Here is a 23,634-nt window from a genome sequence, read left to right as displayed (position 1 = left end):
TGTGAAGGTCGCCCTCGTCACCGCAGGGGGCAGCGGCATGGGGGCCGCTGCGGCGCGCAAGCTGGCCGAGGACGGGTTTGCCGTGGGCATCCTGTCTTCGTCGGGCAAGGGCGAGGCCCTGGGGGCGGCGCTGGGCGGGTTCGGGGTGACGGGATCCAATCAGTCGGTCGCTGATCTGCAGGCACTGGTGGATGGGGCGATGGCGCGCTGGGGGCGGGTGGATGTGCTGGTGAACAGTGCAGGCCACGGGCCGCGCGGGGCGCTTCTGGACATCACGGACGAGGATTGGATGCGCGGGCAGGAGGTGTATTTCCTGAACGTGGTGCGCCCGACGCGGCTGGTGACGCCCATCATGCAGGCGCAGGGCGGGGGGGCCATCATCAACATCTCCACCGCCTGGGCCTTTGAGCCATCCGCGATGTTTCCCACCAGCGCGGTCGCGCGGGCGGGGCTGGCGGCATTCACCAAGATCTACGCCGATACCTATGCGGCGGCGAATATCCGGATGAACAATGTGCTGCCGGGCTGGATCGACAGCCTGCCGGGGACGGAGGAGCGCGCGGCGATGGTGCCGATGCGCCGCTATGGCACGATGGCGGAGATTGCCGCCGTGGTGGGTTTCCTGGCCTCGGACGGGGCGGGGTATATCACCGGGCAGAACCTGCGCGTCGATGGCGGATTGACGAGGTCGGTATGAGGTCAGTCCGCGACCAGCGCCTCAAGCTCCGGCAGCAGGATCACGCTTTCCTGTTCATGCGGATCGGTGCGCGCGATGACGGCGCGGGCGGGGCCGGGGCCGGGGTTGAAGGGCAGATGCGGCATGTCGGCGGGGATGTAGAGGAGATCGCCGGCCTCTACCTCCATCCGATGTTCGAGCGCGTCGCCCCAGAACATGGTGGTGGTGCCTTCCAGCATGAAGATCGCGGTTTCGTGCGTGGCGTGCTTGTGTGCCTTGGCGCGGCCGCCCGGCGGGATGGTCAGGAGGTGCATGCAGATGGCGTGGGCGCCGGTCGTTTCGCGGGCGATGCCTTCGAAATAGCTGAACCCCTGTTTGCCGGCATAGGTATGATCGGCCGAGGGGCGCAGCTTGCGGCAGGGGGGACGGGTGTCACTGGTCATGGCGAAAGGCTCCGGTCTGTGGACCGCGGCAGGATGGCACGGGGCGGGGGTGGGCGTCAGCCCTGTTCTTCTTCTTCCGCCGTCTCATCGGTCAGGGGCGGGGCAAAGGTGAGGACGGGGACGGAGAAGAGGTCATCTTCCAGATCCTCGGGCGTGGGGGCGAAGGCGAGTGTGCCGGGCATGGGCGTGGGGGTCCGTTTTGGGGCGCAGGCGAAGGGTGCCACGGCGGCGCGAAGATTTCATGACGGTGCGCGGGCGTGTGCCGGGGAACAGGTGGGATGAAGGATACGTTGAACACGGGCGCGCCGGTGATCGAGGCGAAGGGGTTGAACCTGACCTTCCAGACGGGGGATGGGCCGGTCCATGCGCTGAAGGATGTGAACCTGACGGTGAACCGGGGGGATTTCGTGTCCTTCATTGGGCCGTCGGGCTGCGGCAAGACCACCTTCCTACGCTGTGTGGCCGCGCTGGAGCATCCCACGGGGGGAAGCCTGACCGTGAACGGGATGACGCCCGACGAGGCGCGGATGAAGCGCGCCTATGGCTATGTGTTTCAGGCGGCGGGGCTTTATCCGTGGCGGACGATCGCGGGCAATATCCGGCTGCCCTTGGAGATTATGGGGTTTGACAAGGACGAGCAGGCGCGCCGGGTGGAGCGGGTGCTCGACCTCGTGGAACTGAAGGGGTTCGGGAAGAAGTTTCCGTGGCAGTTGTCGGGGGGGATGCAGCAGAGGGCGAGCATCGCGCGGGCCTTGGCCTTTGATGCCGATATCCTGTTGATGGACGAACCCTTTGGCGCGCTGGACGAGATCGTGCGGGACCGGCTGAACGAGGAATTGCTGAAGCTCTGGGCGGCGACGGGCAAGACCATCGGCTTTGTCACCCATTCGATCCCCGAGGCGGTGTATCTGTCCACCAAGATCGTGGTGATGAGCCCGCGGCCGGGGCGGATCACGGATGTGATCGACAGCCCCTTGCCGAAGGAGCGGCCCCTGGACATCCGCGACAGCCGCGAATTCATCGAGATCGCGCATCGGGTGCGCGAGGGTTTGCGCGCGGGGCATGGCGATGAGGTGTGAGGTGGGGCGCTTGACCCCCTCCCCGACCCTCCCCCGTGCCGGGGGAGGGAGAGGGCGCATGACCTGCGGCGTGGTGCGTCGGGGCATCGGCGCGTTTGGGTATTTGGGCCAAGATGAAGCAGGGGGTGTGGCGTGAGCGGGGCGCTGCTGATTTGGTTGGGCGGTGCGATGCTGGCCTTCATCGCGGCCAATTCTGTGCTGCGGGCCTATGCGGGATCGGGGGCGTGGCCCACGCTGGCGCTGGCGCTGGGCTGTTTTCTGGTGGGCAACCTGATGATGGTGCGGCTGATGCGGGAAAGCGGGTTGGCGCTGGCGGTGGCGATATCGTGGGTGGTGCAGTTGGTGGCGCTGGCGCTGATCGGGGTCTTGTGGTTCGGCGAGCGGTTGACGGGGATGCAGGCGGCGGGCGTGGTGCTGGGGATCGTGGCGGTGGCCCTGATCGCCTGGCCGCAGGGCGCGCGCGGGTGAGGGCGGGACGATGAAGGGCAAGACGGTTCCCGTTCTGGTCGTGCTGGGGATCATTGTGGTGATCTGGTACATCTGCACGGTGTGGAAGAATGCGGCCTGGGTCCAGGATCAGGCCGGCCGCGACGGGCGCACGGTGGGCTTTGGGGAACTGGTCACGGCGACCATGGCGCTGGAGCGCCCGATGCTGCCCGCGCCGCATCAGGTGGCCGCCGCCTTGTGGGACGGGATCGCCGGGCAGGCGGTGACGTCGAAGCGGAGCCTTGTCTATCACGGCTGGGTGACGCTGGAGGCGACGCTGGCGGGCTTTGCGCTGGGGATCGTTCTGGGCGTGTCGCTGGCGGTGGGCATCGTCTATTTCCGGGTGATGGAGATGACCGTGATGCCTTGGGCGGTGATCAGCCAGACCATCCCGATCGTGGCGCTGGCCCCGATGATCGTGGTGCTGTCCAACACGCTGAGCCTGGGTGAGGCGCTGGGGTTGGAGAACCGGCTGGTGTCGAAGACGATCATCAGCGCCTATCTGAGTTTCTTCCCCGTGCTGGTGGGCATGGTGAAGGGGTTGCGCAGCCCGGATGCGATGCAGCTGGACCAGCTGGCCACGTGGAATGCGAGCGGCTGGCAGAGTTTCCTTTATCTGCGGCTGCCCGCGTCGATGCCCTATTTCTTTGCGTCGCTGAAGGTGGCCATCGCGGCGGCGCTGGTGGGGGCCATCGTGGGTGAGTTGCCGACCGGGGCGGTGGAAGGGCTTGGCGCGCGGATGCTGGTGGCGAGCCAGTTCGGCCAGCCCTTGCTGATGTGGGCGTCGCTGTTCGCGGCGGCGCTGGTGGCGGGGCTGTTGATCCTTGGGGTGGGCGCGCTGCAGCGGGCGGCGGACCGGGCGATGGGGGTTCGGGCATGAGCGGGCTGTGGCTGGCCATTGTCTTCTGGATCGCGGCCTGGGGCGCGAATGTGTGGATCGCGCGGCGCGCGCGGGGGCGGATCGTGGCGCTGGTGCCGCCGGTCCTGTTCGGTCTGGCGGTGCTGGCGCTGTGGGAAGGGGCGGTGCGGGCCTTTGGCGTGCCCGAGGTGATCCTGCCTGCGCCGAGCGTGGTGATGGCGACGGTGGGGGCCAATCTGGGCCTGCTGTGGGGGGATTTCGTCCAGACCATCGTGAAGGGGGCCTTTTCGGGCTATGCGATGGGCGTCGGCGCGGCGCTGGTGGTGGCGGTGCTGGTGGATCGGTCGCCCCTGCTGACGCGGGGATTGCTGCCGGTGGGGAATTTTGTCGCAGCACTTCCCATCGTGGGCGTGGCGCCCATCATGGTGACGTGGTTCGGCTTTGGCTGGCAGTCGAAGGCGGCGGTGGTCTTTGCGATGGTCTTCTTCCCGGTGCTGGTCAATGCGGTGGCCGGGCTGACGGCAGCGGACCGGATGCACCGCGATCTGATGCGGACCTATGCGGCGGGCTATTGGACGACGCTGTTCAAGCTGCGGCTGCCGAGTGCGATGCCGTTCATCTTCAACGGTCTGAAGATAGCCACAACCCTTGCGGTGATCGGGGCCATCGTCGCGGAATTCTTCGGCTCGCCCACGCGGGGGATGGGATTTCGCATCTCGACCGCTGTCGGATCGCTTGCGCTGCCGATGGTCTGGGCGCAGATTTTCGTGGCAGCCCTGTCGGGCACGCTGTTTTACGGTTTCGTGGCCATGATCGAAAGACGGGTCACGTTCTGGCACCCCTCCCAGAGAGTGCGGGGATAATGAAGAAACAAGTCAAACTGGCGACATGGAGGTCGGACACATGATGAAGGGTTTGGTGGCGGGTGCGCTGATGGCGCTGATGGCGGCGGGAGCGTCGCATGCGCAGGATCAGGTGCGGCTGCAGCTGAAATGGGTGACGCAGGCGCAGTTCGCCGGCTATTACGTGGCCGAGGCGAAGGGGTTCTATGACGAGGAGAACCTTGACGTGACGATCCTGCCGGGCGGGCCGGACATCGCGCCCGAGCAGGTGATCGCGGGCGGTGGCGCGGATGTCATCACGACATGGATGCCCGCCGCGCTGGCCGCGCGGGAGCGGGGTGTGCCGCTGGTCAACATCGCGCAGCCGTTCAAGAATCAGGGCCTGTCTTTTGTCTGCCGCAAGGATGCGGGCGTGGAATCGACCGCCGACTTCCCGGGCAAGACGCTGGGGGTGTGGTTCTTCGGGAACGAATATCCCTTCTACGCCTGGATGGCGAAGCTGGGCCTTGCCACAGATGGCAGCGAGGGCGGTGTGACCGTGCTGAAGCAGGCCTTCGACGTGGAGGCGCTTCTGAACGGGCAGGCGGCCTGCATCAGCGTGATGACCTATAACGAATATGGTCAGGTGCTGGATGCCGGGCTGACGCCGGAACAGCTGACCTTCTTCTCTTATGGCGAGCAGGGCGTGAAGGTGATGGAGGACGGGCTGTACGTTCTGGAGGAAAGCCTGAAGGACCCGGCCTTCGAGGACAAGATGGTGCGGTTCGTGCGCGCCTCGATGAAGGGCTGGAAATATGCCGAGGCGAACCCGGCGGAGGCCGCGCAGATCGTGGTGGATGCCGACCAGACCGGTCTGCAGACGCTGGAGCACCAGACCTACATGATGGGCGAGGTGGCGAAGCTCACCGCCGGATCGAACGGGGCGCTGGACCCGGCCGATTTCAACGCGACGGTGGAGGCGCTGCTGGCGGCGGTGAGCCCGGAGAACCCGGCCATCACCAAGGCGCCGGATGCGGGGGCCTTTACCACGGCGATCACGGACAAGGCGCTGCAGTAATCGCCTAACCGGCCCAGACGGGGGGCGCGCATGGGCAGGGGCCTGTGCGCGCCCTTTCTGTTTCGTCCGTCGGGGACGGGGGGCGTTGCATTTGGGTATTTGGGCCAAGGTGAAACGGCGGTTGTAAAGTTTTCATCGCTTTGTAAATCTGCGGCCCTGCTTTGGGGGGGCGTGCGGAGATGCCGATTTCGGCGCTGACGGGGACGCGGCTGCGGGAGCGGCGGCTGGCGCTGGGGCTGCGGCAGGCGGATGTGGCGCAGGCGGCGGGGGTGTCGGCGTCATACCTCAATCTGATCGAACATAACCGACGGCGGGTGACGGTGGAGGTGCTGGAGGCGCTGTCGGGCGTGCTGGGGCTGCCTGCTGCCGCGCTGCAGGATGGGGCGGGCGGGGCGCTGCTGGAGGATTTGCGGGCGGCTGCAGCACGGGCGGGGGCCGGGGGCGGTGCTGGCGCGGGGGCGGGCGCGGCGGGCGGTGCCGAGTTGGACCGGGTGGAAGAGTTTGCCGGGCGCTTTCCCGGCTGGGCGGCGGTGGTGGTCGCGCTGGAGCGGCGGGCGGCGGGGCTGGAGCGGGCGGTGGAGGCGCTGAATGACCGCATGACGCACGATCCGCATCTGTCGGCCTCGCTGCATGAGGTTCTGTCGGCCGTGTCTTCGGTGCGGTCGACGGCCGAGATCCTGGCCGAGCCGGGCGAGATCGCGCCGGCGTGGCGGGAGCGGTTCCTGCGCAACCTGTTTGCCGATAGCGAGCGGCTGGCGGCGGGGTCCGAGGCGCTTGTGGCCTATCTGGATGGTGCGGGTCAGGAGGGGTTGCAGGGGATCGTGTCCCCGCAGGAGGAGTTCGAGGCATGGCTGGCCGGGCGCGGCTGGCATCTGCCGGAACTGGAGCCGGATGTCGGGGCGCGGGACGGCGTGGCGGCGGGGGAGGCGGCGGACGCGGAGCCGGACGGGGTGCGGGCGCTTTCGGCTGCGGCGCGGGTTCTGGCCGCGGCCTGGCTGGAACGCGCGGCTGGCGAGGCACGGGCGCTGCCCCTGGCGGTGTTGCAGACCGCAGGCGCGGGCGTGGCAGAGCCGCCCGATCCCGTGCTGCTGGCGCGGCAGGCGGGGATTTCGGTCGTGGCGGTGTTGCGACGGCTGGCGCTGATGCCGGGGTCGGCGGCGGGTCTGGTTCTGTGTGACGGGTCGGGGACGCTGACCTTTCGCAAGCCGGCCGAGGGGTTTGCCGTGCCGCGTTTCGGGGCGGCCTGCCCGCTTTGGCCGCTGTTTGCCGCGCTGGCCCGTCCGGGAAGCCCGGTGTTGTGGGATGTGGTGACGGCAGGCCGGGGGGCGCGGCGGTTCCGCGCGCTGGCCTGGTGCGATCTGCGCCATCCCGATGGCGTGGGTGGGGTGGAGTTGCGCGAGGCGGGGATGCTGATCTGGCCGCTGGGGGGCGGAGCCGGGGCCCTGGGGGGCAGGGCGCTGGAGGTGGGGACGAGTTGCCGGATCTGCGCCCGGGGCGGCTGTCCCGCGCGGCGGGAGCCTTCGATCGTGGGCGATATCGGCTGAGCGCGGGGGAACGCTGCGGGGGCGGGTGGCCGGTCGGCCCCCCCTTGGTCCGCATCGCGCCTTTGACAGGGCGTGCGGAATTGCGCATCGTCGCGGGAAGGCCGGATCCGGCGCGGAGGCGCGGCGGGAGAGCAGGGACGCGTCAGACGGACCGAGGCCGAAGGGGAGGGGAAAGTGGAATGGCGCGCCGTGTCCTGCTGATCGAGGACGAGCCCAACATTGCCGAGGCGATCTGGTTCATCCTGAACCGGGATGGCTGTCAGGTGGCGACCCTTGCCGATGGGCTGGGCGCGGCCGAGGCGGTGCGGGCGGATCGTCCCGATCTGGTGATCGTCGATCTGATGCTGCCGGGCTGTTCGGGGCTGGATGTGGTCAAGGCGATCCGGGCCGATCCCGCGACCGAGGCCGTGCCGGTGCTGATGCTGACGGCCAAGGGTCAGGGGCGCGACCGCGAGGCGGCGGAGCAGGCGGGTGTGGACCGGTTCATGACCAAGCCCTTTTCGAATGCCGACATGCTGGCTTCGGTGCGCGCGTTGCTGGCACGATGAAACGCACGCGGGCGCCCCTGTTCCTGAAGCGCGGCAGCTATCGCAAGCGGCGTCTGCGCGACGGGGCGCGGATGTTGCCGGTGCTGGGGTTGTTCCTGTTTCTGCTGCCGATCCTGTGGTCGCCGGGTGAAACCGCCGAGGCCGACACCGCGACCGATGGTCTGTATCTGTTCGCGGTCTGGATCGTGCTGGTCCTTGTGGCCGCGCTGATGGCGCCGGGGTTGGCCGAGGATAGCGCGGGCGATGAGGGCGAGGAGCGCTAGACGATGCCCTTTGATCTGCTGGTCCTGTCCTGTCTAGCCTATGTGGCGTTTCTCTTCGCCGTGGCCTTCGTGGCCGAACGGCGGGCTTCGATGGGGCGGATCGGGTGGCTGCGGTCGCCGCTGATTTATACGCTGTCGCTGTCGATCTATTGCACGGCGTGGACCTTTTACGGCGCGGTGGGCTATGCGGCGCGGTCGGGGCTGGAGTTCGTGACCATCTATCTGGGCCCCACACTGGTCTTCGTGGGGTGGTGGCTTTTGCTGCGCAAGTTGGTGGTGATCGGGCGGCAGCAGCGGGTGACGTCGATTGCCGACCTGATCTCATCCCGGTTTGGCAAGTCGAACCTGCTGGGCGTGGTGGTGACGGTCATCGCGGTGGTCGCGGCGACGCCCTATATCGCGCTGCAACTGCAATCGGTGACCCTGTCCTTTGGCGTCTTCGCCAGCGAGACGCCCGAAGGCTGGGCGCTGCCGGACCGCGATTCCACCGCGATCTGGGTGGCGGGGGGGTTGGCGCTGTTCACCATTCTGTTCGGCACGCGCAATCTGGACGCAAAGGAGCAGCATCACGGCGTGGTGCTGGCCATCGCGGTGGAGGCGGTGGTGAAGCTGGCGGCACTGCTGGCGGTGGGGATCTTTGTCGTCTGGGGGCTGGCTGGCGGGCCGGGAGAGATGATGGCGCGGATCGACGCCTCGGCCATCGCGGATTGGGAATTGATGCCGGGGCGATGGGCGGGGCTGATCTTCGTGGCAGGCGCGGCGGTGATCTGCCTGCCGCGCATGTTTCAGGTGATGATCGTGGAGGACGGGGAAGAGCGCCACATGGCGCGGGCAAGCTGGGCCTTCCCGCTTTACCTGATGCTGATGAGCCTGTTCATCGTGCCGATCGCGGTGATGGGGCTGGAGCGGATGCCCGAAGGATCCAACCCCGACATGTTCATGCTGACGCTGCCCCTGGCCGAAGGGCAGGGCGCGCTGGCGATGCTGGCCTTTCTGGGCGGCTTTTCCAGCGCCACGTCGATGGTGATCGTGGAAAGCATCGCGCTGGCGACCATGGTGTCGAACCATGTGGTGATGCCCATCTGGCTGCGGCTGCGGCCCAAGGCGGCGATGTCGGGGGATGTGCGGCGGATCGTGATCCTGTCGCGGCGGTTGGCCATCGTGGCGGTGCTGACGCTGGGCTATCTTTACTATCGGCTGTCAGGGGGATCGACGGCGCTGGCGTCGATCGGGCTGATCGCCTTTGTGGGTGTGGCGCAGGTTCTGCCGGTGCTGGTGGGCGGGCTCTACTGGCGGGGGGCGACGCGAGCCGGGGCGGTGGTGGGGCTGGTGACGGGGTTTGTCGTCTGGGCCTATACGCTTTATCTGCCATCTTTGGGGCCGGGGGCGGCCTTGTCGGTGGCGGTGTTCGAACAGGGCCCGGCAGGGATCGGCTGGCTGCGGCCGCAGGCGCTGTTCGGGGTGGAGGGGATGGATCCCCTGCTGCATGCGCTGATCTGGTCGCTGGCGTTGAATACGGCCGGCTTCTGCGTGGTGTCGCTGTTCACATTCCCCGGGCCGGTGGAACGGATGCAGGGCGCGGCTTTCGTCAACGTCTTTGACACCGAGACGGCCGGGCCGCAGGGATGGGCGCGGGGGCGGGCGGAGCCCGAGGCGCTTTTGGTGATGACGCAGCGCATCCTTGGCAAGGAGGCGGCGCTGGCGGTCTTTGCCGCCGAGGCGCGGGCGCAGGGCAAGGAGGGCTATCTGCCCGATGCGACGCCCGATTTCGTGGCGGGGCTGGAGCGGCGGCTGGCCGGATCGGTGGGGGCCGCGACGGCCCATGCCATGATCAGCCAGATCGTCGGGCGGGCGACGGTTTCGGTCGAGGATCTGATGGCGGTGGCCAATGAGACGGCCCAGATCATGGAGTATTCGGCCGAACTGGAAAGCCAGCGCGAGGAACTGACCCGCACCGCGCGCCAGTTGCGCGAGGCGAACGAAAAGCTGACCCAGCTTTCGGTGCAGAAGGATGCCTTCCTGAGCCAGATCAGCCATGAGCTGCGCACGCCGATGACATCCATCCGCGCTTTTTCGGAAATCCTGACCGAGGGCGATCTGCCGCCCGAGATGGTGGCGCATTACGGGCGCATCATCCATGACGAGGCGATCCGCCTGACGCGGCTCTTGGACGATCTCTTGGATCTGAGCGTGCTTGAAAACGGATCGGTGCAGTTGAACCTTGGGCTGGCGAACCTGCAGCAGTTGATCGACAGGGCGCTGGCGGCGGCGAGCCATACGCGGCCCGAACGCATCTTCATCATCCATCGCGATCTGCCATCGGAAAACCTGTTCGTGCGGACCGATGCCGACCGTCTGGTGCAGGTGTTCATCAACCTGATCTCGAACGCGCGGAAATATTGTGATGCTGCAGCGCCCGAGTTGAAGATCACGGTGCGGCAGCGGGCGGGGCGGGTGTCGGTGGATTTCGCGGACAACGGATCGGGGATCCCGAAGGAGAGCCAGGCGATCATCTTTGAGAAGTTCGCGCGCCTGACCGATCAGACGCGGGCCGGCGGGGCGGGGCTTGGCCTTGCGATCTGCCGCGAGGTGATGGCCAATCTGGGCGGGACCATCGGCTATTTGCCGGGGCAGGGCGGCGCGGCCTTTCGGGTGACCTTGCCGCTGCGACTGGAACAGAAGGCGGCTTAACCTTTTCTTGGCGGTTCTGACCGAAGCTGTGGCGAAAACAGGTGCGGGATCGGCGAATGGCCTTGGTTCGGATGAAGCGCGCGGACGCGTTGCTGGCGATGGATTCGGAAGCGGCGGAGCGGATCTGGTCGCTTGCCCTTGCACGGGCGGTGCAGGACGAGATGGGGGTTCCCCTGCGGATCACGGGGTTTCGGCTGGAACGCCGCAGTCTGGGCGAACTGGCCGAGATGCTGCCCGAAATGGCGCTTATCTGCGCGCTGGATGAAGGGGCGGGGGAGGCCACGGGTGTGGCCGTGCTGGACGCGGCCCTGATGGCGGGCATGGTCGAGGCGATGACGACCGGTGTCATCACCCCGGCCGATCGCGGCGGCGCACGCCGCCCGACGCGGACCGATGCTGCGCTGCTGGCCCCGGTTCTGGATCGCGCGCTGACGGCGCTTGAGGCGGGGGCGAATGAGGCGGGGCTGTCCGATCTGGCGCGCGGCTTCCGCTTTGCCGCCACGGTGGACGGGGCGCGGGGGCTGTCGCTGCTGCTGGAGGATGTGCCTTACCGCCTGCTGGCGGCCGAGGTGGACATCGCGGCGGGCGCCCGGCAGGGCGCGGTGCTGCTGGCGTTCCCGGAGGGGCGGGCGGTGGGCGGGATGCTGGCGCCCGTGGTGGCGGATGGGGATTTCACGGCGGCGCTGGCGCAGCAGGTGGGCGGGGCCGAGGCGCGGCTTGAGGCCGTGCTGATCCGGCTGACGCTGCCGCTGGGCGCGGTGATGGAGTTGCAGGTGGGCCAAGACCTTGCGCTGCCGCGCGCCGATATTGCGCGCGTCTTCATCGAGGGGCTGGATGGGCGCCGGGTGGCGACGGGAAAGCTGGGCCGCAACGGCAGTTTGCGCGCAATCCGGCTGGTGGCCGAGGCGGAGGCGCCCGCCTTGCCCGCCGCACCCGTGCCCGCGCGGGTGGAGCGGCGCTGATCCCCGGGCGGGCGGAACGCTGTCAGCCCTGCTGGGCGAGCCCGTTCAGCGTTTGGCGCAGATGTTCCAGCTGATAGCCGAAGCGCGCCGGGATGCCGATCAGATCATCCGTGGGCAGCCGCCCCGCATGGGCCAGCGCCCAGACCACGGAGGAGCGGTTCCCGCTGGCGCAATAGGCGAAGACCGGGCCGCTGGCCGCGTCGATCGCCGCCCGCTGGGCGGTGACGTTGTCCATGGTCAGCGCCCCGCTGATCACCGGATTGGCGACGAAGGTCAGACCCGCCGCCTCGGCCGCGCGGCGCATCACTTCGGTGTGCAGGTCGGGCGGGATCTCGCCATCGGGGCGGTTGTCGATGATCACCGCATATCCGGCCGCCTTGATCGCGGGCAGATCGGCAGGGTCGATCTGCGGGGACACGGCATAGGTTGGCGTCAAGGCGCGGATATCCATCGGTTTCTCCTCGGTCAGGGGCGGCCTGCGGGCCGGGGCGGTGCGGCCGGACAGAGGCGCGGGACCGCGCGTCGCATCCGGCGTCAGGCGCCGCCCGCGCGACCATATCCGCGTGGCCGATGAAACGGCAAGGCCTTGATCGAGGTCAAGGTCGGCGGGGCGGAAAGGTGCAGACTGCGATCTGCAGCATGGGGAGGACAGGCGATGACGTCAGTGCAGATGCGAAAGGCGCAGATGGAGGCCCGGCTGGCCGATCTTCGCGGAAGATTGGCGGGCATCGAGGCCGAACTTGATTCGCATGAGGCCAAGGATTGGGAAGACCTTGCCACCGAGCGGGAGGGCGATGAGGTGCTGGAAAGCCTTGGCCTGAACGCGCAGCAGGAAAGCCGGATGATCGTGGCGGCGCTGCAGCGCATGGCGGAGGGTGAGTATGGCATCTGCGCCAAATGCGGTGCGCCGATCGCCGAGGCCCGCCTTGACGCGCTGCCCTTCACGCCGCTGTGCCGCCGCTGCGCGGGCTGAGGGGGGCTTAAGATGACCAAGGACAGAGCGGCGCCGACGGATATGGCCGCCCTTGTAGGAGAGGCGGTCGAAGCAATGGCAGCGGGTCAGGCCATGGGGCTGGCGCTGCTGCGGGCCGAGATGGAGGCGCTGGCCCATGTGCTGCCGCCAGCCGCACGGGCCCCGGGCGCGGCTGCGGACGAAGCGCGGGCGCGCGACGATGAGGCGGCGCGGGAGGCCGGGTTCGACAACATGCCGGTCTGACGGACAGCGCGACCCGCCCCCGCCCTGCAGGCGCACCATTGCCAAGCCCGTGTCCACAGGGCTTAATCCGCCGAAACAGGCGAGGCGCGGGTGGGCATGGCAGAGGGCACGGGGCAGTTGCTGCGGATCGGGCGCGTGGGGCCGGTGCTGGACATCGCCTTTGCCCATCCGCCGGTGCATGCGCTGGACGCAGGTTTGCGCCGGGCGTTGAACGATGCCCTTGATCTGGCCGGGCTGGAGGGTGTGGGTGCGGTTCTGATCCGGGGCGAGGGCGGGGTCTTCTCGGCCGGGGCGGATCTGGCCGAGACAGGCGCGGCCGCGGGCGAGGGCGTCGCTGCGCTGCGCGCCCTGTGCCGCCGGATCGAGGATATGCCCTGTCCGGTGGTGGTTCTGCTGCAGGGGCCTGCCCTTGGCGCGGGGGCCGAGCTTGCGCTGGCCGCGCATCTGCGGCTGGCCGACGAGACGGCGCAGATCGCGCTGCCCGAGGTGATCCTGGGGCTATGCCCAGGGGCGGGGGCGACGCAGCGCCTGCCGCGGCTGGTGGGGGCGGCGGCGCTGGACATCCTGCTGACGGGGCGGGTTCTGGGCGCGGCCGAGGCGCTGGCCATCGGGGTGATCGACCGGGTGGTGACGGCCGAACCTGTGGCCGCGGCGCGCGCTGCGGCGCGGGCGCTGGCCGAACAGCGGATGCAGGGGGGCGTCTGGCGGCGCACGGACGAGGTGCGGGACGGGTTTCGCGATGTGGCGGCCTATCGCGCCGCCATCGCCGCGGCGCGCGGCGCGCAGCGGGGCGGGCGGCTGCCGGCGCCCGTGCGGATCGTGGATTGCGTCGAGGCGGCGCTGCTTTTGCCCTTTGATCAGGGCCTGGCCTTTGAGGCAGCGGCCCATGAGGATCTGTCGGACACATCCGAGGCCAAGGGGTTGCGCCACGCCTTCCGGGCCGAGCGTGCGGCGCGGCGGATGCCTTCGGCGCTGGCCGCGCTGGGAACGGTGGCCATGCCGCAGCGTCTGGCGATCTGGGGCGCGACGGGCGATGCAGTGGGGATCGCGCTGCAGGCCTTGCAGGCCGGGATGACGGTGCAGTTGGCGGATCCGTCCAAGGCGGCGCTGGTTGCTGCGCTGGAACAGGTCGCTGCGGGACAGGAGGCCGCCGTGCAGGCCGGGCGCATGACGCCCGAGGCACGCGATGCCGATTGGGCGCGGCTGGTGCCGGTCGTGGGCGGCGACCGGCTGGGCGAGGCCGAGGTCGTGCTGACCACGCGGCCCGATCTCGTGCTGGGCGCGCCGCGGGCTGTGCTGGCGCTGGGGGTGCCTGCGCCCAAGGGGGCGGTGCCGCTGTCCCTGGTGATGCAGGACGCACCGCTGGCCGAGATGGTGCTGGATGAGACGGTGCTGAACGGGGGCGCCGCACCCGCCCGCGCCGCGCAGGCGGTGGCCTTGGGGCGGCGGCTGGGCTGGGCGGTGCTGCCGGTGGGTGCGGGCGGGCCGGTAGCGGTGGCGCTGGCCACGGCGCTGGCCGATACGGTGGCCTTTCTGGAGGGGCGCGGGGTGCCGCGCGCCTTGATCGCGCAGGGGCTGGCCCTTGCCGGGATCGCGGGCGAGGGGCGGGCAGGTGCCGCGCGGCCGGCTGAAGAGGCGGTGGCGCGGCGCTGTTTCGGGGCGCTGGCCAATGCCGGGGCGCGCCTGATGGAGGCGGGCACGGCCCGCGACGGCGATACGGTGGATGCGGTGGCCATCGCGGCGGGCATCGTGGCGCGCTGGACCGGGGGGCCAATGCATCAGGCCGATCAGCGTGGGCTGATCGTGTTGCGCCGTGACCTGCGGCTCTGGGCGCATGAGGCGCCGGGCCTGTTTACGCCGGCCCCGCTGTTGGACCGGCTGATCGCCGAGGGGCGCGGGATCGCGGGCGCCTAGGCGAGGATGACGCCTGCGATGACCAGCATGAGGCCAAGGGCCGAGACGGCCAGCGCCCCGAGGTTCAGCGCAACCACCTGTTGCAATTGCGCCTTGACCTGATCATCGGGCAAGCCGGACCGTTTGGCCCGGACGGCCAGCACGATGCACCACACCAGCCCGAGGATGCCGATCACCGTCAGCGCGGCCCCGCCCCAGATCACGTAATCCATGCTGCCTGCTCCGTATCTGCCCCGGCGCGGTCCTAGCCTGAGGCGGAGTGGCGGACAAGAGGGTTGGGCCGAAGGGTTGGGCCGATCGCGCACTGGCGCGGCGGCGGCTTGAAACCCGTGGCGAAGGCAGGGTAGGGAGGGGCTTCGATTTTTCCGTATCAGCACGAGGCCAAGGATGAGCGACCCGACCGATGCCTACAATGTGACCGCCGACGAGCTGCGTCAGTTCATCGAACGCTATGAACAGCTTGAGGCGGAAAAGAAGGACGTGTCGGAGCAGCAGAAAGAGCTGATGGCCGAGGCGAAGGGGCGCGGCTACGACACCAAGGTGCTGCGCAAGGTCGTGGCGCTGCGCAAGCGCAAGCCCGATGAGATCGCCGAGGAAGAAGCGGTGCTGGAGATGTACAAGGCCGCGCTTGGCATGAGCTGAGCCGGGCGCCGCCCGCCGGCAGGCGGCCAGCTAGGGGTCGATATAGGTGACGCCCGGCACGGTGCGGATCTGGGCGATGTCGCGGCGGTAGTTTTCCGTGAGCGCGTCGATCAGGTCTTCGTCCCAGCCGGGCAGATCAAGCTCCATGTCGATCCGTTCGGGCAGGGCGAACTTGTCAAGGAAGGCGGACACGATCCGCCGCCTTTGCGTGGGGCCTGATGGCGGATTGGCCCGCAGATAGGCGCGCATCCGTTCCATCCCGTCGGGCGACATCAGATCGGCCAGCAGATCTTCGGTATCGGTGAGCACGGTGCCCGGCGCGTGGCCCGAGACGGCCTGAAGAACCTCGGGCCAGATGAGGGGGGTGTCTTCGTCGCTCCAGATCGTGAGGCTGGCGTCGGGGTTCAGGGTGCGGACCTCTTCGACAAGGCGGAACCAGCTGACATCCCGCGGATCGGCGCCGCCCATCACCTCGTCCATCGACTTGCCGCGCAGGCTGTTGTGCAGCGCGGGCAGGAAGCTGGCCGGGTTGCGGATGGCCATGTGGAATTCGGCCTCGATCTCGGGGAAGATCTGAGTGAAGGCGCGGATGCGTTCGGCCGCTGCGGGGTAGAGCCGATGCGACCGGATCACCCATTGCGGATAGCTGAGGAAATTGTCCCAGGACAGGATCAGCCGATCGGCGCGTTCCACTTCCATGATCTGGTCAAGCACCACGGCCTGCGTGTCGCGGCTGGCAGCGCGGCCCTTCAGCGTGACGGCCGTATCCCGCAGCAGCGCGCGATAGCGGGTGGGCGCAGGGACGATGATCCCCTGCGATGACAGGGTTTCACGGTTCTTCCAGAGGCAGCGGATGAGCCTTTCGTCATCCGTACAATGGGCGCCAAGGTGGTAAACGATACGCATGTGGACTGAACTGCTCGCTGCCGTCTTTTGACGCAGACTATACGGGCTTTTCTGGACAGGGGAACTGGTTTCGGATAGTCCGGGCGCCGATGATGACCGAGCAAAACAGTCAAGTACCTATGGCGCGACGGTGGCCGCGGCCGGACCTGTGGTCACTGGGCGCGCTGGTGATCGCGGCTGTGGTGCTGGCACCGATGGTGGCGGTGGTCTGGATCGCCCTGCACCCGACCGAGAACATCTGGCCGCATCTGCTGTCAACCGTACTGCCGCGTTACTTTGGCACGACACTGTATCTGATGGCCGGGGTGGGCCTGCTGACCGCGCTGGTCGGGACGGGGGCGGCGTGGCTGGTGACGATGTTCCGCTTTCCGGGGTCGCGCTGGCTGGACCATGCGCTGCTGTTTCCGCTGGCGATCCCGGCCTATGTGGGGGCCTATGCGCTGGTGGATTTCCTGCAATATGCCGGGCCGTTGCAGGGTGCCTTGCGGGCGATGATGGGGTGGGAAAGCGCGCGGGATTACTGGTTCCCCGAGGTGCGGTCGCGCGAGATGGCGGTGCTTGTGCTGTCGGCGGCGCTGTATCCTTACGTCTATCTGCTGGCGCGGGCGGCGTTTCGGGAAACGTCGGGCTGTGCCTATGAGGTGGCGCGGGCCTTGGGAGCGGGGCCGTGGGGGGTGTTCTTGCGGGTGGGACTGCCGCTGGCGCGGCCCGCGATCGCCACGGGGGTGGCGCTGGCCCTGATGGAGACGGTCGCGGATTACGGGACGGTGGCCTATTTCGGGGTGCAGACCCTGACCACGGGGGTGTTTTCGACCTGGCTGAACGGCAACAATGCCGGGGGCGCGGCGCAGATTGCGGGCGTGATCCTGATGCTGATCCTGCTTCTGGTGGCGCTGGAGCGGACGGGGCGGCGCAATGCGCGGTTCCACCGCATGGGCCGGTCGGGGCGGCCGGTGGAGCGCGCGGTATTGCGCGGCTGGCGGTGCTGGGTGGCGACGGGGCTGTGTCTGGTGCCTTTCGGGTTCGGCTTCGTGCTGCCGGTGGCGGTGATGCTGGATCACGCGCTGTCGAACCTTGAGGTCTGGGTGGCGCCGGGGTTGATGGCGGCGCTGGTCAATACGGTGATCGTGGGCGGCACGGCGGCGGTGCTGACCGTGGGGGCGGCGCTGTTTCTGGTCTATGCGGTGCGGATGGCGGGGCGGGGCGTGGCGCGGGTGGTGCTGCCCTTGACGACGCTTGGCTATGCTGCGCCGGGGGCGGTGCTGGCGTTGGGGCTGCTTATCCCCTTGGCGGCGTTGGACAATCGCGTAGCCGATGCGGTGTTGACCGTGACCGGGTATGATCCCGGGCTGATCCTGACGGGCACGTCGGCCGCGATCGTGCTGGCCTATGTCGTGCGCTTCTTCGGCATCGCGCAGGGGGCAGCGGATGCGGCCTTTGGCCGGGTGTCGCCGAACCTGCCCATGGCGGCGCGGTCGCTGGGCCGCAGTGCGGGCGGCACGCTGACGGCGGTCTATCTGCCGATGATGCGGGGATCGGTGGCCACGGCGCTGCTTGTGGTGTTTGTGGATTGCGTCAAGGAATTGCCCGCGACGCTGCTGCTGCGCCCGTTCAATTTCAACACCTTGGCGACGCGGGTCTATGAGCTGGCCAGTCTGGAGCGGCTGGGCGAGGCCGCACCTGCAGCGCTGGTGGTGATGGCGGTGGGGCTGGTGGCGGTGGCGCTGCTGGCGCGGGCGAACCGGGCCTGAGCCGCCGCCTTGCGCGGGGGGCGGAAAGGGGCTATCTGGGCGGTGGTGTGCCTCTATAGCTCAGCTGGTAGAGCACCTGATTTGTAATCAGGGGGTCGGGGGTTCGAGCCCCTCTGGGGGCACCATTTTCCCTTTCATCGTCGGGCTGCGGGCGGGCGTGGCAAGGGACTGCGGGCGCTGCGTAAATTCGGGGCGGGGCCGGGGTTCGGGCGTGCCGGAAAGCATTCAGGAAAGCGTTCAGCAGGGCGTGCATACGCGCGCCGGGGAAAGCGCGCGTTAACCATGCGTTGCCTTGGGGCCGATGGGGGCCGGCGGGGGTATGTCTTTGCGGTTGTTTTGCGCCTTGGGGTTGTGGCACACAGGTGGGGTCTGCGCCCATCGGGGCGGTGGCGATTTGTTGAGTATGGTAGGCCTTGAGAGGACATCATCATGGCGCGTGTGACCTTTACCCCCAGCCAGAGCAATCCGGATTGGCAGAGTTTCGACATGCTGTCGGATCGGGAGGCTTTTGTTGACATCATCTTTGAGAGCCAGTTCGAAACAACGAGCCCGACCCGCTTTACCCTGAACTATTCGGACCTGACGCTGTCCTTTCTGGGTGTCGGGCTGACCTATAGCTTTGACTCGTTCGGTGATGTCAGTGCCATTACGGGGGGGCGGATCACTGGGCTGGAAGCGGTGCTGTCCACGGGGGTGACCGCCGCTTCGATCAGCGGTCTGAACATTCCGGCGACCACGTTTTCGCAGACGCTGGCAGAGGGGAACTCGGTCGCGCTGTATAACCTCTTGATCGCGGGGAATGACCGGATCACGGCAGGGTTCGGGGCGGATTTCCTGCTGGGCTATGACGGGAACGACACGATCAACGGCGGGGGCGGGCATGATACGCTGCGCGGCGATGACGGGCGGGATCGGCTGATCGGCGGCGCGGGCGCGGACTGGCTGTTCGGCGGTCAGGGCGCGGATGTTCTGATCGGCGGTCAGGGACGCGATTTCATGTCGGGCAACGCCGGCAATGACCGATTTGTCTTTGAATCCATGCGCGACATGGTCAGGCCATCCGAATTGCCGGATGAGATCATCGACTTCCGGCAGGGGCAGGATGTGATTGACCTGCGGGCGATTGATGCCTTTGCGGGGACCAGTGCGGATGATGCGTTCCTGTTCGTCGGGACTGACCGCTTTGGCAGCGCAACTGCGGGGGAAATCCGGTTCCGGCAGGTTGATCTGAATGGTTCGTATTTCGACCATACGCTGATCGAGATTGATGTGGATGGCGACGCGCGGGCCGAGGCGGTGATCCGCGTGAATGCGCTGCTTGTGCTGACCGAGCAGGATTTCCTGCTGTAGAACCGGCAAAGTCGGCGGGGGCCATGATGCCATGGCCCCCGCCTGCCCGTCGCGCCTGCAGATTATTCCGCCGCCTTGGCCCGGTTGCCGACGATCAGGTGATCGGGACCGTAGGGGAAGCCGGTGATGTTGCGGTTCCCGCTTTCGGTGATCACCAGAATGTCGTGTTCCCTGTAGCCGCCCGCGCCGGGCAGGTGATCGGGGATGGTGATCATCGGCTCCATGCTGACGACCATGCCGGGTTCCAGCACGGTGTCGCAATCTTCGCGCAGCTCCAACCCCGCCTCGCGGCCATAGTAGTGGCAGAGCACGCCGAAGCTGTGGCCATAGCCGAAGCTGCGGTATTGGAGCAGGTTTTCGGCGGCGTAGAGTTCGTTGAGTTCCTTGGCGATATCCGAACAGCGGTTGCCGGGGACCAGCAGTTCCTTGCCGCGGTCGTGGACCTTGCAGTTGATGTCCCACAGGCGGATGTGTTCGTCGGTGGCGGTTTCGGCAAAGAGCGTGCGTTCGAGGGCGACGTAATAGCCCGCGACCATCGGGAAGCAGTTGAGCGACAGGATATCGCCGCGCTGGATGCGGCGCGAGGTGACGGGGTTATGCGCGCCGTCGGTGTTGATGCCGGACTGGAACCAGGTCCAGGTGTCCATCAGTTCGCCATCCGGCCAGATGCGGGCGATTTCGCGCACCATGGTGGCGGTGGAATGAAGCGCGACCTCATGTTCCGGGACGCCGACCTGTGCGGCCTCGACGCAGGCGGCGCCGCCGATATCGGCGATGCGGGTCATCTTTTCGATATGGGCGATTTCTTCGGCCGATTTGATCATCCGCAGGCGCATGGCCGGGGCGGCGATATCGACGAATTCCATATGGGGGAATTCGTGCTTGAGGAGCGCCAGCGTGTCGAGGGTGATGTGGTCGTATTCGATGCCGAGCCGTTTCACGCCGCCGGTGAGTTGGCGGATGGCGTGGAAATAGTTGTCCTTCTGCCAGTCGGTATAGGTGACGTTGCGCCCGCCGAAGGTGCGCCGCCATGGCTGGCCGCCGTCGATGCCTGCCGAGATGGAGGTGGAGAGTGCGTGATCGACCAGCAGGCCGTAGCGGCGGCCGAACTGGCAGAACATGAAATCGCTGTAATAGTTGATGTTGTGGTAGCTGGTGAAGAGCGCGGCGTCGATATCGAGCCCGGCCATCACGGCGCGGATGGCATCGAGGCGGCGCTGCATCTCGGAGTCGCTGAATGTCGGCGTGGGGCGGGCCCCGTTGCCGGTGTAATCCTGAAGTCTTTCGCGCTGCATGGGCTGTCCCTTTCCTTGGCGGATTGCGGCGCAGGGTCGGGGGGATGGGGGCGATTGTCAAAAGAGGGTTTCTCATGCGATGTGTGAGAAAATCTCATTCGACGGATGGGTGTCTTTGATGCAGATTCCCCTGAATTCCTTGCGTGCGTTCGAGGCGGTGGTGCGGACGGGATCGTTCAAGGCGGCGGCGGATGTACTTTTTGTCACGCAGTCGGCGGTCAGCCATCAGGTGCGGCATCTGGAGGAATGGCTGGGCGCGCCGCTGTTTGACCGGGCGGGGGGGCGGCCGCGGCTGCTGCCTGCGGGGCAGGATCTGGCGCGGGCGGTGAGCCTGTCGCTGGCCGAGATGGAGGCGGCCTGCGACCGGGCGCGGGCGGGGTTGCGGGCGGGGCCACTGGTGATCGCGGCGATCCCGTCGGTGGCGGTGTGCTGGCTGATCCCGCGGCTGGCGGGGTTCCGGGCGGCGCATCCGGAGGTGGAGTTGCGCGTGATCTATGCCATGCATGGGCGGGATGTGGATTACCGCGATGTGCATCTGGCCTTTGTCTTTGCCAAGGGGCCGCTGGAAGGGGCGGGTGTGGGGGCGGAGCCCTTCCTTTCGGGGGCGAGCGTGCCGGTCTGCAGCCCCGCGCTGCTGCAGGGAAGGCGGGCGGAGCGGCCTTCGGATTATCTGTCGCTGGGGTTGCTGCATGACACCGATACGGGCGGCTGGGCGGAATGGTTCCGCCGCGCGGGCGTGCCTTTGCCCATGACGGCGGAGGTGCGGACGGGGGCGGCGGTGTTTGAGGATTTCAACCTGCTCAGGGCGGCGGCGCTGGCGGGGCAGGGGGTGGCGCTGTGTCCGCTGGCGATGATCCGGCCCGATCTGGAGGCGGGGCGTCTGGTGCAACTGTCGGAGGTGTCGGTGATGGAGGATTGGGGCTATCATCTGGTGACGGGGCGGTTGATGGAGGGCGCGCAGATGCAGGCGGCGCAGGCCTTTCGGGACTGGGCCTATGCGGCGCGGGAGGATGCGGGCGCGCGGGACGGGGCGACGGGGGGAAGGAACGGGTAAGGCAGGATGGAGCGGGCGATGACGGCGAATTTCATACCCAAGGGCGTGGCCCATGTGGCGGTGCCGCCGGTGAGCGAGCCGTTGCGCATGACCTTTGTGCTGTTGCCGAACTTTTCGCTGATCGCCTTTTCCTCGGCCATCGAGCCCTTGCGGATCGCCAACCAGTTGGCGGGGCAGGTGCTGTTCGAATGGGAGGTGCTGTCGGAGACGGGGTTGGCGGTGGCCTGTTCGAACGGGGTGAAGCTGCAGGTGGATGGCCCCTTGGGCGAGACGCGCCCCAAGGCCATGGTCTTTGTCTGCGCGGGCGTTGAGCCCGAAAAATCGGCCAGCCGCAAGGTGGCCGATTGGGTGCGCGGGCAGTGGCGGCAGGGGCGCACGGTGGGGGGGCTGTGTACCGGGGCCTATGCGCTGGCCAAGGCGGGGATATTGGAGGGGCGCAGTTTCACCCTGCATTGGGAGAACCTGCCGCCCTTCATGGAGACCTTCGCCCATCTGCGGCCCTTGGAGCAGCTTTACTGCATCGACGGGCGCATCCTGACCAGCGCGGGGGGCGCGGCGGCGACGGACCTGTTCATCGAGATCGTGGCGAAGAATTACGGGGACAGGTTGGCGGATGCGGTGTTGAAGATGTGCCTGCACGGCCAGCAGCGACCGGCGGATTTGCGGCAGCGGATGTCGCTGTCTTCGACGCTGGGGATCCGCAATCCGGTGCTGGTGGCGGCGATCCGGCAGTTCGAGGAGAACCTTGAGCAGGGGGTGGAGATCGACGCGCTGGCGGAAGGATTGGGCGTATCGCGGCGGCAGGTGGAGCGGTTGTTCCAGCGCTATGTCGGCATGTCGCCCAAGCAGTATCTGAACGGGCTGCGGCTGGAACGCGCGCGCGCGCTGCTGACCGAGACAGATATGCCCGTGGCGGAAGTGGCCTATGGCTGCGGGTTCAATGCGACGAACACCTTTACCAAGGCGTTCCGGCAGCGCTATGGCGTGTCGCCCCGTCGGCTGTCGAGCCGCCATGGCGGCGGGGCGGCTGAGCGCAAGGGCGATGGTGCGCCCATGTGACTGGCGTAGGGCCGTGGCCCCCGTCAATCGCCATGGGCGGGGGTATGCGCTTCGAACCAGTGGACGGTCGCCTCAAGTTCGGCATCGTGGAAATCGTCGCCCGGCAGGACAAGGAGCGGGGAAGGGTCCGCAGCGACATGGCCGGCGAGGAGGACCGATGCTTCGGGGCGCAGGTCGGATAGGGCAACGACAAGGCGGCCCAGCTGTTCCAGCGACCCGGCCGATCCGGCGGCGAAGCCGAAGATGCGGTCGGTCGAGTTCTGGAAATGCGCGGTCAGTTCTTCGTTGGTGTAGCCGATCAGGAGGGTGACATCCCAGCCACGGGCGCGGAACACATCGGCGGCGGCCGCGATGGCCACGGTGTGCATGTCGCCCGGCACCAGCGCGAAGGTCGCGGATTTGCGCAGGCCGTGATCGGGGATCGTGCCGGGGCGGTGGCGGTAGCGCAGGTAGGAATAGATGCGCGATGCGGCGGTCATGGCCTGCGGGGCGGAGATGTCTTCGCTGTTCCACAGCGCGCCGATTTCGCGCGCGATGGGGCCGAGCCGTTCGGCGAGGAACCAGTCGAGCCTGCGGTTGGGCTCATCGAGCCGGTCGAGCATGGTGAAGGCCGCCTCATCCGTGCCTTCGGCAAGGCTGCGGGCGGCATCGTGGATCGCCCCCTGATCGCGCGCCTCGCGCAGGGCCACGGCGCGGCGCGCGACGCGTTGGAGGGCCTCGCTCGCCAAGGTCGCCACATCGCCCCGGGCCGCGGTGAAGCGACGGTCGGTGTGCGACTTTTGTGACCGCGCCCCCGGGAGGCCGTGGTATGCGTAATCGGATGTCATCTTGATAATCCGGGGGCCTGTGGTGGCCCCTCTCCGGTTCCCTGATCCTGATGGGGCCACAGGTGGGGGCGCATGTCAATCTGCGAATGGTCGTGCCGGGGTGCGGGCCAAGGTCACAGCAAGGGGTTGGCAGCGGGGCGCGCGCGGGGCTGCGCGCCGCTTGCAGGGCG

At 68.0% G+C, this 23,634-nt stretch carries 26 protein-coding genes and 1 tRNA gene; 20 read left to right on the top strand and 7 right to left on the bottom strand.

Translation table 11 applies throughout. The features are described from left to right. Nucleotide 1: 1 nt before the first annotated feature. A complete protein-coding gene (locus tag GU920_RS14665) occupies nucleotides 2–697 on the top strand; it encodes an SDR family oxidoreductase (protein ID WP_328799284.1) in 696 nt (231 codons plus the stop codon). A 2-nt stretch (nucleotides 698–699) separates the two neighbouring features. Here the strand turns inward: GU920_RS14665 and GU920_RS14660 are convergent, their stop codons facing one another. Both GU920_RS14660 and GU920_RS19755 read right to left on the bottom strand, forming a co-directional pair. After that, a complete protein-coding gene (locus GU920_RS14660; RefSeq protein WP_161767819.1) occupies nucleotides 700–1,119 on the bottom strand; it encodes a cupin domain-containing protein in 420 nt (139 codons plus the stop codon). A 56-nt stretch (nucleotides 1,120–1,175) separates the two neighbouring features. Beyond that, complete coding sequence (locus tag GU920_RS19755; protein ID WP_268894651.1) at nucleotides 1,176–1,301, bottom strand: hypothetical protein; 126 nt, start codon at nucleotides 1,299–1,301, stop codon at nucleotides 1,176–1,178. Nucleotides 1,302–1,397: 96 nt separating this feature from the next. Between GU920_RS19755 and GU920_RS14655 the strand changes: the two genes are divergently transcribed. From GU920_RS14655 to GU920_RS14610, 10 genes are all read left to right on the top strand, one after another. Beyond that, nucleotides 1,398–2,198, top strand: coding sequence for an ABC transporter ATP-binding protein (locus GU920_RS14655; protein WP_161767818.1), 801 nt, complete (start codon nucleotides 1,398–1,400; stop codon nucleotides 2,196–2,198). Between the two features lie 132 nt (nucleotides 2,199–2,330). Further along, nucleotides 2,331–2,666 carry a hypothetical protein gene (locus GU920_RS14650; protein ID WP_161767817.1) on the top strand — a complete coding sequence of 112 codons (336 nt, stop codon included), beginning with the start codon at nucleotides 2,331–2,333 and terminating at the stop codon, nucleotides 2,664–2,666. A 10-nt stretch (nucleotides 2,667–2,676) separates the two neighbouring features. Then, nucleotides 2,677–3,564 carry an ABC transporter permease gene (locus GU920_RS14645; RefSeq protein ID WP_161767816.1) on the top strand — a complete coding sequence of 296 codons (888 nt, stop codon included), beginning with the start codon at nucleotides 2,677–2,679 and terminating at the stop codon, nucleotides 3,562–3,564. Continuing rightward, nucleotides 3,561–4,406 carry an ABC transporter permease gene (locus GU920_RS14640; RefSeq protein WP_161767815.1) on the top strand — a complete coding sequence of 282 codons (846 nt, stop codon included), beginning with the start codon at nucleotides 3,561–3,563 and terminating at the stop codon, nucleotides 4,404–4,406. Before GU920_RS14645 ends, GU920_RS14640 begins: the two co-directional genes overlap by 4 nt. A gap of 43 nt (nucleotides 4,407–4,449) precedes the next feature. Beyond that, on the top strand, nucleotides 4,450–5,442 hold the full coding sequence (locus GU920_RS14635; protein WP_161768105.1) for an ABC transporter substrate-binding protein: 993 nt from the start codon (nucleotides 4,450–4,452) through the stop codon (nucleotides 5,440–5,442). A 179-nt stretch (nucleotides 5,443–5,621) separates the two neighbouring features. Then, nucleotides 5,622–6,986, top strand: coding sequence for a helix-turn-helix transcriptional regulator (locus GU920_RS14630; RefSeq protein WP_161767814.1), 1,365 nt, complete (start codon nucleotides 5,622–5,624; stop codon nucleotides 6,984–6,986). A gap of 179 nt (nucleotides 6,987–7,165) precedes the next feature. Beyond that, nucleotides 7,166–7,534: a response regulator transcription factor gene (locus GU920_RS14625; RefSeq protein ID WP_161767813.1), complete on the top strand. Its 369-nt coding sequence runs from the start codon at nucleotides 7,166–7,168 to the stop codon at nucleotides 7,532–7,534. Beyond that, nucleotides 7,531–7,797: a hypothetical protein gene (locus tag GU920_RS14620; protein ID WP_161767812.1), complete on the top strand. Its 267-nt coding sequence runs from the start codon at nucleotides 7,531–7,533 to the stop codon at nucleotides 7,795–7,797. Before GU920_RS14625 ends, GU920_RS14620 begins: the two co-directional genes overlap by 4 nt. 3 nt (nucleotides 7,798–7,800) lie before the next feature. After that, the gene (locus tag GU920_RS14615; protein WP_161767811.1) at nucleotides 7,801–10,488 is read left to right on the top strand and encodes an ATP-binding protein; all 2,688 of its coding nucleotides are present in this window, start codon (nucleotides 7,801–7,803) and stop codon (nucleotides 10,486–10,488) included. Between the two features lie 56 nt (nucleotides 10,489–10,544). Next, on the top strand, nucleotides 10,545–11,450 hold the full coding sequence (locus tag GU920_RS14610; protein ID WP_161767810.1) for a FliM/FliN family flagellar motor switch protein: 906 nt from the start codon (nucleotides 10,545–10,547) through the stop codon (nucleotides 11,448–11,450). 22 nt (nucleotides 11,451–11,472) lie between these two features. On the opposite strand, the gene GU920_RS14605 is transcribed toward GU920_RS14610, so the two are convergent. Continuing rightward, complete coding sequence (locus GU920_RS14605) at nucleotides 11,473–11,901, bottom strand: TIGR01244 family sulfur transferase (protein ID WP_161767809.1); 429 nt, start codon at nucleotides 11,899–11,901, stop codon at nucleotides 11,473–11,475. Nucleotides 11,902–12,105: 204 nt separating this feature from the next. Here GU920_RS14605 and GU920_RS14600 point away from each other — a divergent pair, with 204 nt between their 5' ends. From GU920_RS14600 to GU920_RS14590, 3 genes are all read left to right on the top strand, one after another. Beyond that, complete coding sequence (locus GU920_RS14600) at nucleotides 12,106–12,423, top strand: TraR/DksA family transcriptional regulator (RefSeq protein ID WP_161767808.1); 318 nt, start codon at nucleotides 12,106–12,108, stop codon at nucleotides 12,421–12,423. A gap of 12 nt (nucleotides 12,424–12,435) precedes the next feature. Next, on the top strand, nucleotides 12,436–12,666 hold the full coding sequence (locus tag GU920_RS14595; protein ID WP_161767807.1) for a hypothetical protein: 231 nt from the start codon (nucleotides 12,436–12,438) through the stop codon (nucleotides 12,664–12,666). Nucleotides 12,667–12,762: 96 nt separating this feature from the next. Continuing rightward, nucleotides 12,763–14,580 (top strand): enoyl-CoA hydratase/isomerase family protein, encoded by a 1,818-nt coding sequence (locus GU920_RS14590; protein WP_161767806.1) that lies wholly within the window; start codon nucleotides 12,763–12,765, stop codon nucleotides 14,578–14,580. On the opposite strand, the gene GU920_RS14585 is transcribed toward GU920_RS14590, so the two are convergent. After that, nucleotides 14,577–14,792, bottom strand: coding sequence for a hypothetical protein (locus GU920_RS14585; RefSeq protein WP_161767805.1), 216 nt, complete (start codon nucleotides 14,790–14,792; stop codon nucleotides 14,577–14,579). The genes GU920_RS14590 and GU920_RS14585 overlap by 4 nt on opposite strands. 175 nt (nucleotides 14,793–14,967) lie before the next feature. Here GU920_RS14585 and GU920_RS14580 point away from each other — a divergent pair, with 175 nt between their 5' ends. Further along, on the top strand, nucleotides 14,968–15,222 hold the full coding sequence (locus tag GU920_RS14580) for a DUF2312 domain-containing protein (RefSeq protein WP_161767804.1): 255 nt from the start codon (nucleotides 14,968–14,970) through the stop codon (nucleotides 15,220–15,222). Nucleotides 15,223–15,252: 30 nt separating this feature from the next. On the opposite strand, the gene GU920_RS14575 is transcribed toward GU920_RS14580, so the two are convergent. Next, the gene (locus GU920_RS14575) at nucleotides 15,253–16,128 is read right to left on the bottom strand and encodes a hypothetical protein (protein WP_161767803.1); all 876 of its coding nucleotides are present in this window, start codon (nucleotides 16,126–16,128) and stop codon (nucleotides 15,253–15,255) included. Nucleotides 16,129–16,247: 119 nt separating this feature from the next. On the opposite strand from GU920_RS14575, the gene GU920_RS14570 reads away from it, so the two are divergent. The 3 genes from GU920_RS14570 (at nucleotide 16,248) to GU920_RS14560 (ending at nucleotide 19,229) form a co-directional block, all read left to right on the top strand. Further along, complete coding sequence (locus GU920_RS14570; protein WP_394351566.1) at nucleotides 16,248–17,879, top strand: ABC transporter permease; 1,632 nt, start codon at nucleotides 16,248–16,250, stop codon at nucleotides 17,877–17,879. Between the two features lie 49 nt (nucleotides 17,880–17,928). Then, nucleotides 17,929–18,004, top strand: a tRNA-Thr gene (locus GU920_RS14565). Between the two features lie 304 nt (nucleotides 18,005–18,308). Further along, nucleotides 18,309–19,229, top strand: coding sequence for a calcium-binding protein (locus GU920_RS14560; RefSeq protein WP_161767802.1), 921 nt, complete (start codon nucleotides 18,309–18,311; stop codon nucleotides 19,227–19,229). A gap of 62 nt (nucleotides 19,230–19,291) precedes the next feature. On the opposite strand, the gene GU920_RS14555 is transcribed toward GU920_RS14560, so the two are convergent. Then, entirely contained in the window at nucleotides 19,292–20,524 is a 1,233-nt protein-coding gene (locus GU920_RS14555) for an aminopeptidase P family protein (RefSeq protein ID WP_161767801.1), read from the bottom strand. 118 nt (nucleotides 20,525–20,642) lie between these two features. Here GU920_RS14555 and GU920_RS14550 point away from each other — a divergent pair, with 118 nt between their 5' ends. Beyond that, nucleotides 20,643–21,578 carry a LysR substrate-binding domain-containing protein gene (locus GU920_RS14550; protein WP_268894650.1) on the top strand — a complete coding sequence of 312 codons (936 nt, stop codon included), beginning with the start codon at nucleotides 20,643–20,645 and terminating at the stop codon, nucleotides 21,576–21,578. A gap of 18 nt (nucleotides 21,579–21,596) precedes the next feature. Beyond that, on the top strand, nucleotides 21,597–22,637 hold the full coding sequence (locus tag GU920_RS14545) for a GlxA family transcriptional regulator (RefSeq protein WP_235933309.1): 1,041 nt from the start codon (nucleotides 21,597–21,599) through the stop codon (nucleotides 22,635–22,637). Nucleotides 22,638–22,660: 23 nt separating this feature from the next. Here GU920_RS14545 and GU920_RS14540 read toward each other — a convergent pair whose 3' ends face one another. Beyond that, a complete protein-coding gene (locus GU920_RS14540) occupies nucleotides 22,661–23,464 on the bottom strand; it encodes a cobalamin-dependent protein (protein WP_161767798.1) in 804 nt (267 codons plus the stop codon). Nucleotides 23,465–23,634 lie beyond the last annotated feature (170 nt).

Source organism: Paragemmobacter ruber (assembly GCF_009908315.1).
GTDB lineage: Bacteria > Pseudomonadota > Alphaproteobacteria > Rhodobacterales > Rhodobacteraceae > Paragemmobacter > Paragemmobacter ruber.
This window is presented reverse-complemented; position numbering and strand designations above follow the sequence as displayed.

Bases quoted from the DNA above. Each gene is read 5' to 3' on its own strand.
- GU920_RS14620 (WP_161767812.1), top strand. From the start codon at position 7,531: ATGAAACGCACGCGGGCGCCCCTGTTCCTGAAGCGCGGCAGCTATCGC.
- GU920_RS19755 (WP_268894651.1), bottom strand. From the start codon at position 1,301: ATGCCCGGCACACTCGCCTTCGCCCCCACGCCCGAGGATCTGGAAGAT.
- GU920_RS14560 (WP_161767802.1), top strand. From the start codon at position 18,309: ATGGCGCGTGTGACCTTTACCCCCAGCCAGAGCAATCCGGATTGGCAG.
- GU920_RS14645 (WP_161767816.1), top strand. From the start codon at position 2,677: ATGAAGGGCAAGACGGTTCCCGTTCTGGTCGTGCTGGGGATCATTGTG.
- GU920_RS14660 (WP_161767819.1), bottom strand. From the start codon at position 1,119: ATGACCAGTGACACCCGTCCCCCCTGCCGCAAGCTGCGCCCCTCGGCC.
- GU920_RS14625 (WP_161767813.1), top strand. From the start codon at position 7,166: ATGGCGCGCCGTGTCCTGCTGATCGAGGACGAGCCCAACATTGCCGAG.
- GU920_RS14640 (WP_161767815.1), top strand. From the start codon at position 3,561: ATGAGCGGGCTGTGGCTGGCCATTGTCTTCTGGATCGCGGCCTGGGGC.
- GU920_RS14550 (WP_268894650.1), top strand. From the start codon at position 20,643: ATGCAGATTCCCCTGAATTCCTTGCGTGCGTTCGAGGCGGTGGTGCGG.
- GU920_RS14655 (WP_161767818.1), top strand. From the start codon at position 1,398: ATGAAGGATACGTTGAACACGGGCGCGCCGGTGATCGAGGCGAAGGGG.
- GU920_RS14555 (WP_161767801.1), bottom strand. From the start codon at position 20,524: ATGCAGCGCGAAAGACTTCAGGATTACACCGGCAACGGGGCCCGCCCC.
- GU920_RS14540 (WP_161767798.1), bottom strand. From the start codon at position 23,464: ATGACATCCGATTACGCATACCACGGCCTCCCGGGGGCGCGGTCACAA.
- GU920_RS14635 (WP_161768105.1), top strand. From the start codon at position 4,450: ATGAAGGGTTTGGTGGCGGGTGCGCTGATGGCGCTGATGGCGGCGGGA.
- GU920_RS14600 (WP_161767808.1), top strand. From the start codon at position 12,106: ATGACGTCAGTGCAGATGCGAAAGGCGCAGATGGAGGCCCGGCTGGCC.
- GU920_RS14590 (WP_161767806.1), top strand. From the start codon at position 12,763: ATGGCAGAGGGCACGGGGCAGTTGCTGCGGATCGGGCGCGTGGGGCCG.
- GU920_RS14630 (WP_161767814.1), top strand. From the start codon at position 5,622: ATGCCGATTTCGGCGCTGACGGGGACGCGGCTGCGGGAGCGGCGGCTG.
- GU920_RS14545 (WP_235933309.1), top strand. From the start codon at position 21,597: ATGACGGCGAATTTCATACCCAAGGGCGTGGCCCATGTGGCGGTGCCG.
- GU920_RS14610 (WP_161767810.1), top strand. From the start codon at position 10,545: ATGGCCTTGGTTCGGATGAAGCGCGCGGACGCGTTGCTGGCGATGGAT.
- GU920_RS14605 (WP_161767809.1), bottom strand. From the start codon at position 11,901: ATGGATATCCGCGCCTTGACGCCAACCTATGCCGTGTCCCCGCAGATC.
- GU920_RS14595 (WP_161767807.1), top strand. From the start codon at position 12,436: ATGACCAAGGACAGAGCGGCGCCGACGGATATGGCCGCCCTTGTAGGA.
- GU920_RS14575 (WP_161767803.1), bottom strand. From the start codon at position 16,128: ATGCGTATCGTTTACCACCTTGGCGCCCATTGTACGGATGACGAAAGG.
- GU920_RS14570 (WP_394351566.1), top strand. From the start codon at position 16,248: ATGGCGCGACGGTGGCCGCGGCCGGACCTGTGGTCACTGGGCGCGCTG.
- GU920_RS14580 (WP_161767804.1), top strand. From the start codon at position 14,968: ATGAGCGACCCGACCGATGCCTACAATGTGACCGCCGACGAGCTGCGT.
- GU920_RS14585 (WP_161767805.1), bottom strand. From the start codon at position 14,792: ATGGATTACGTGATCTGGGGCGGGGCCGCGCTGACGGTGATCGGCATC.
- GU920_RS14615 (WP_161767811.1), top strand. From the start codon at position 7,801: ATGCCCTTTGATCTGCTGGTCCTGTCCTGTCTAGCCTATGTGGCGTTT.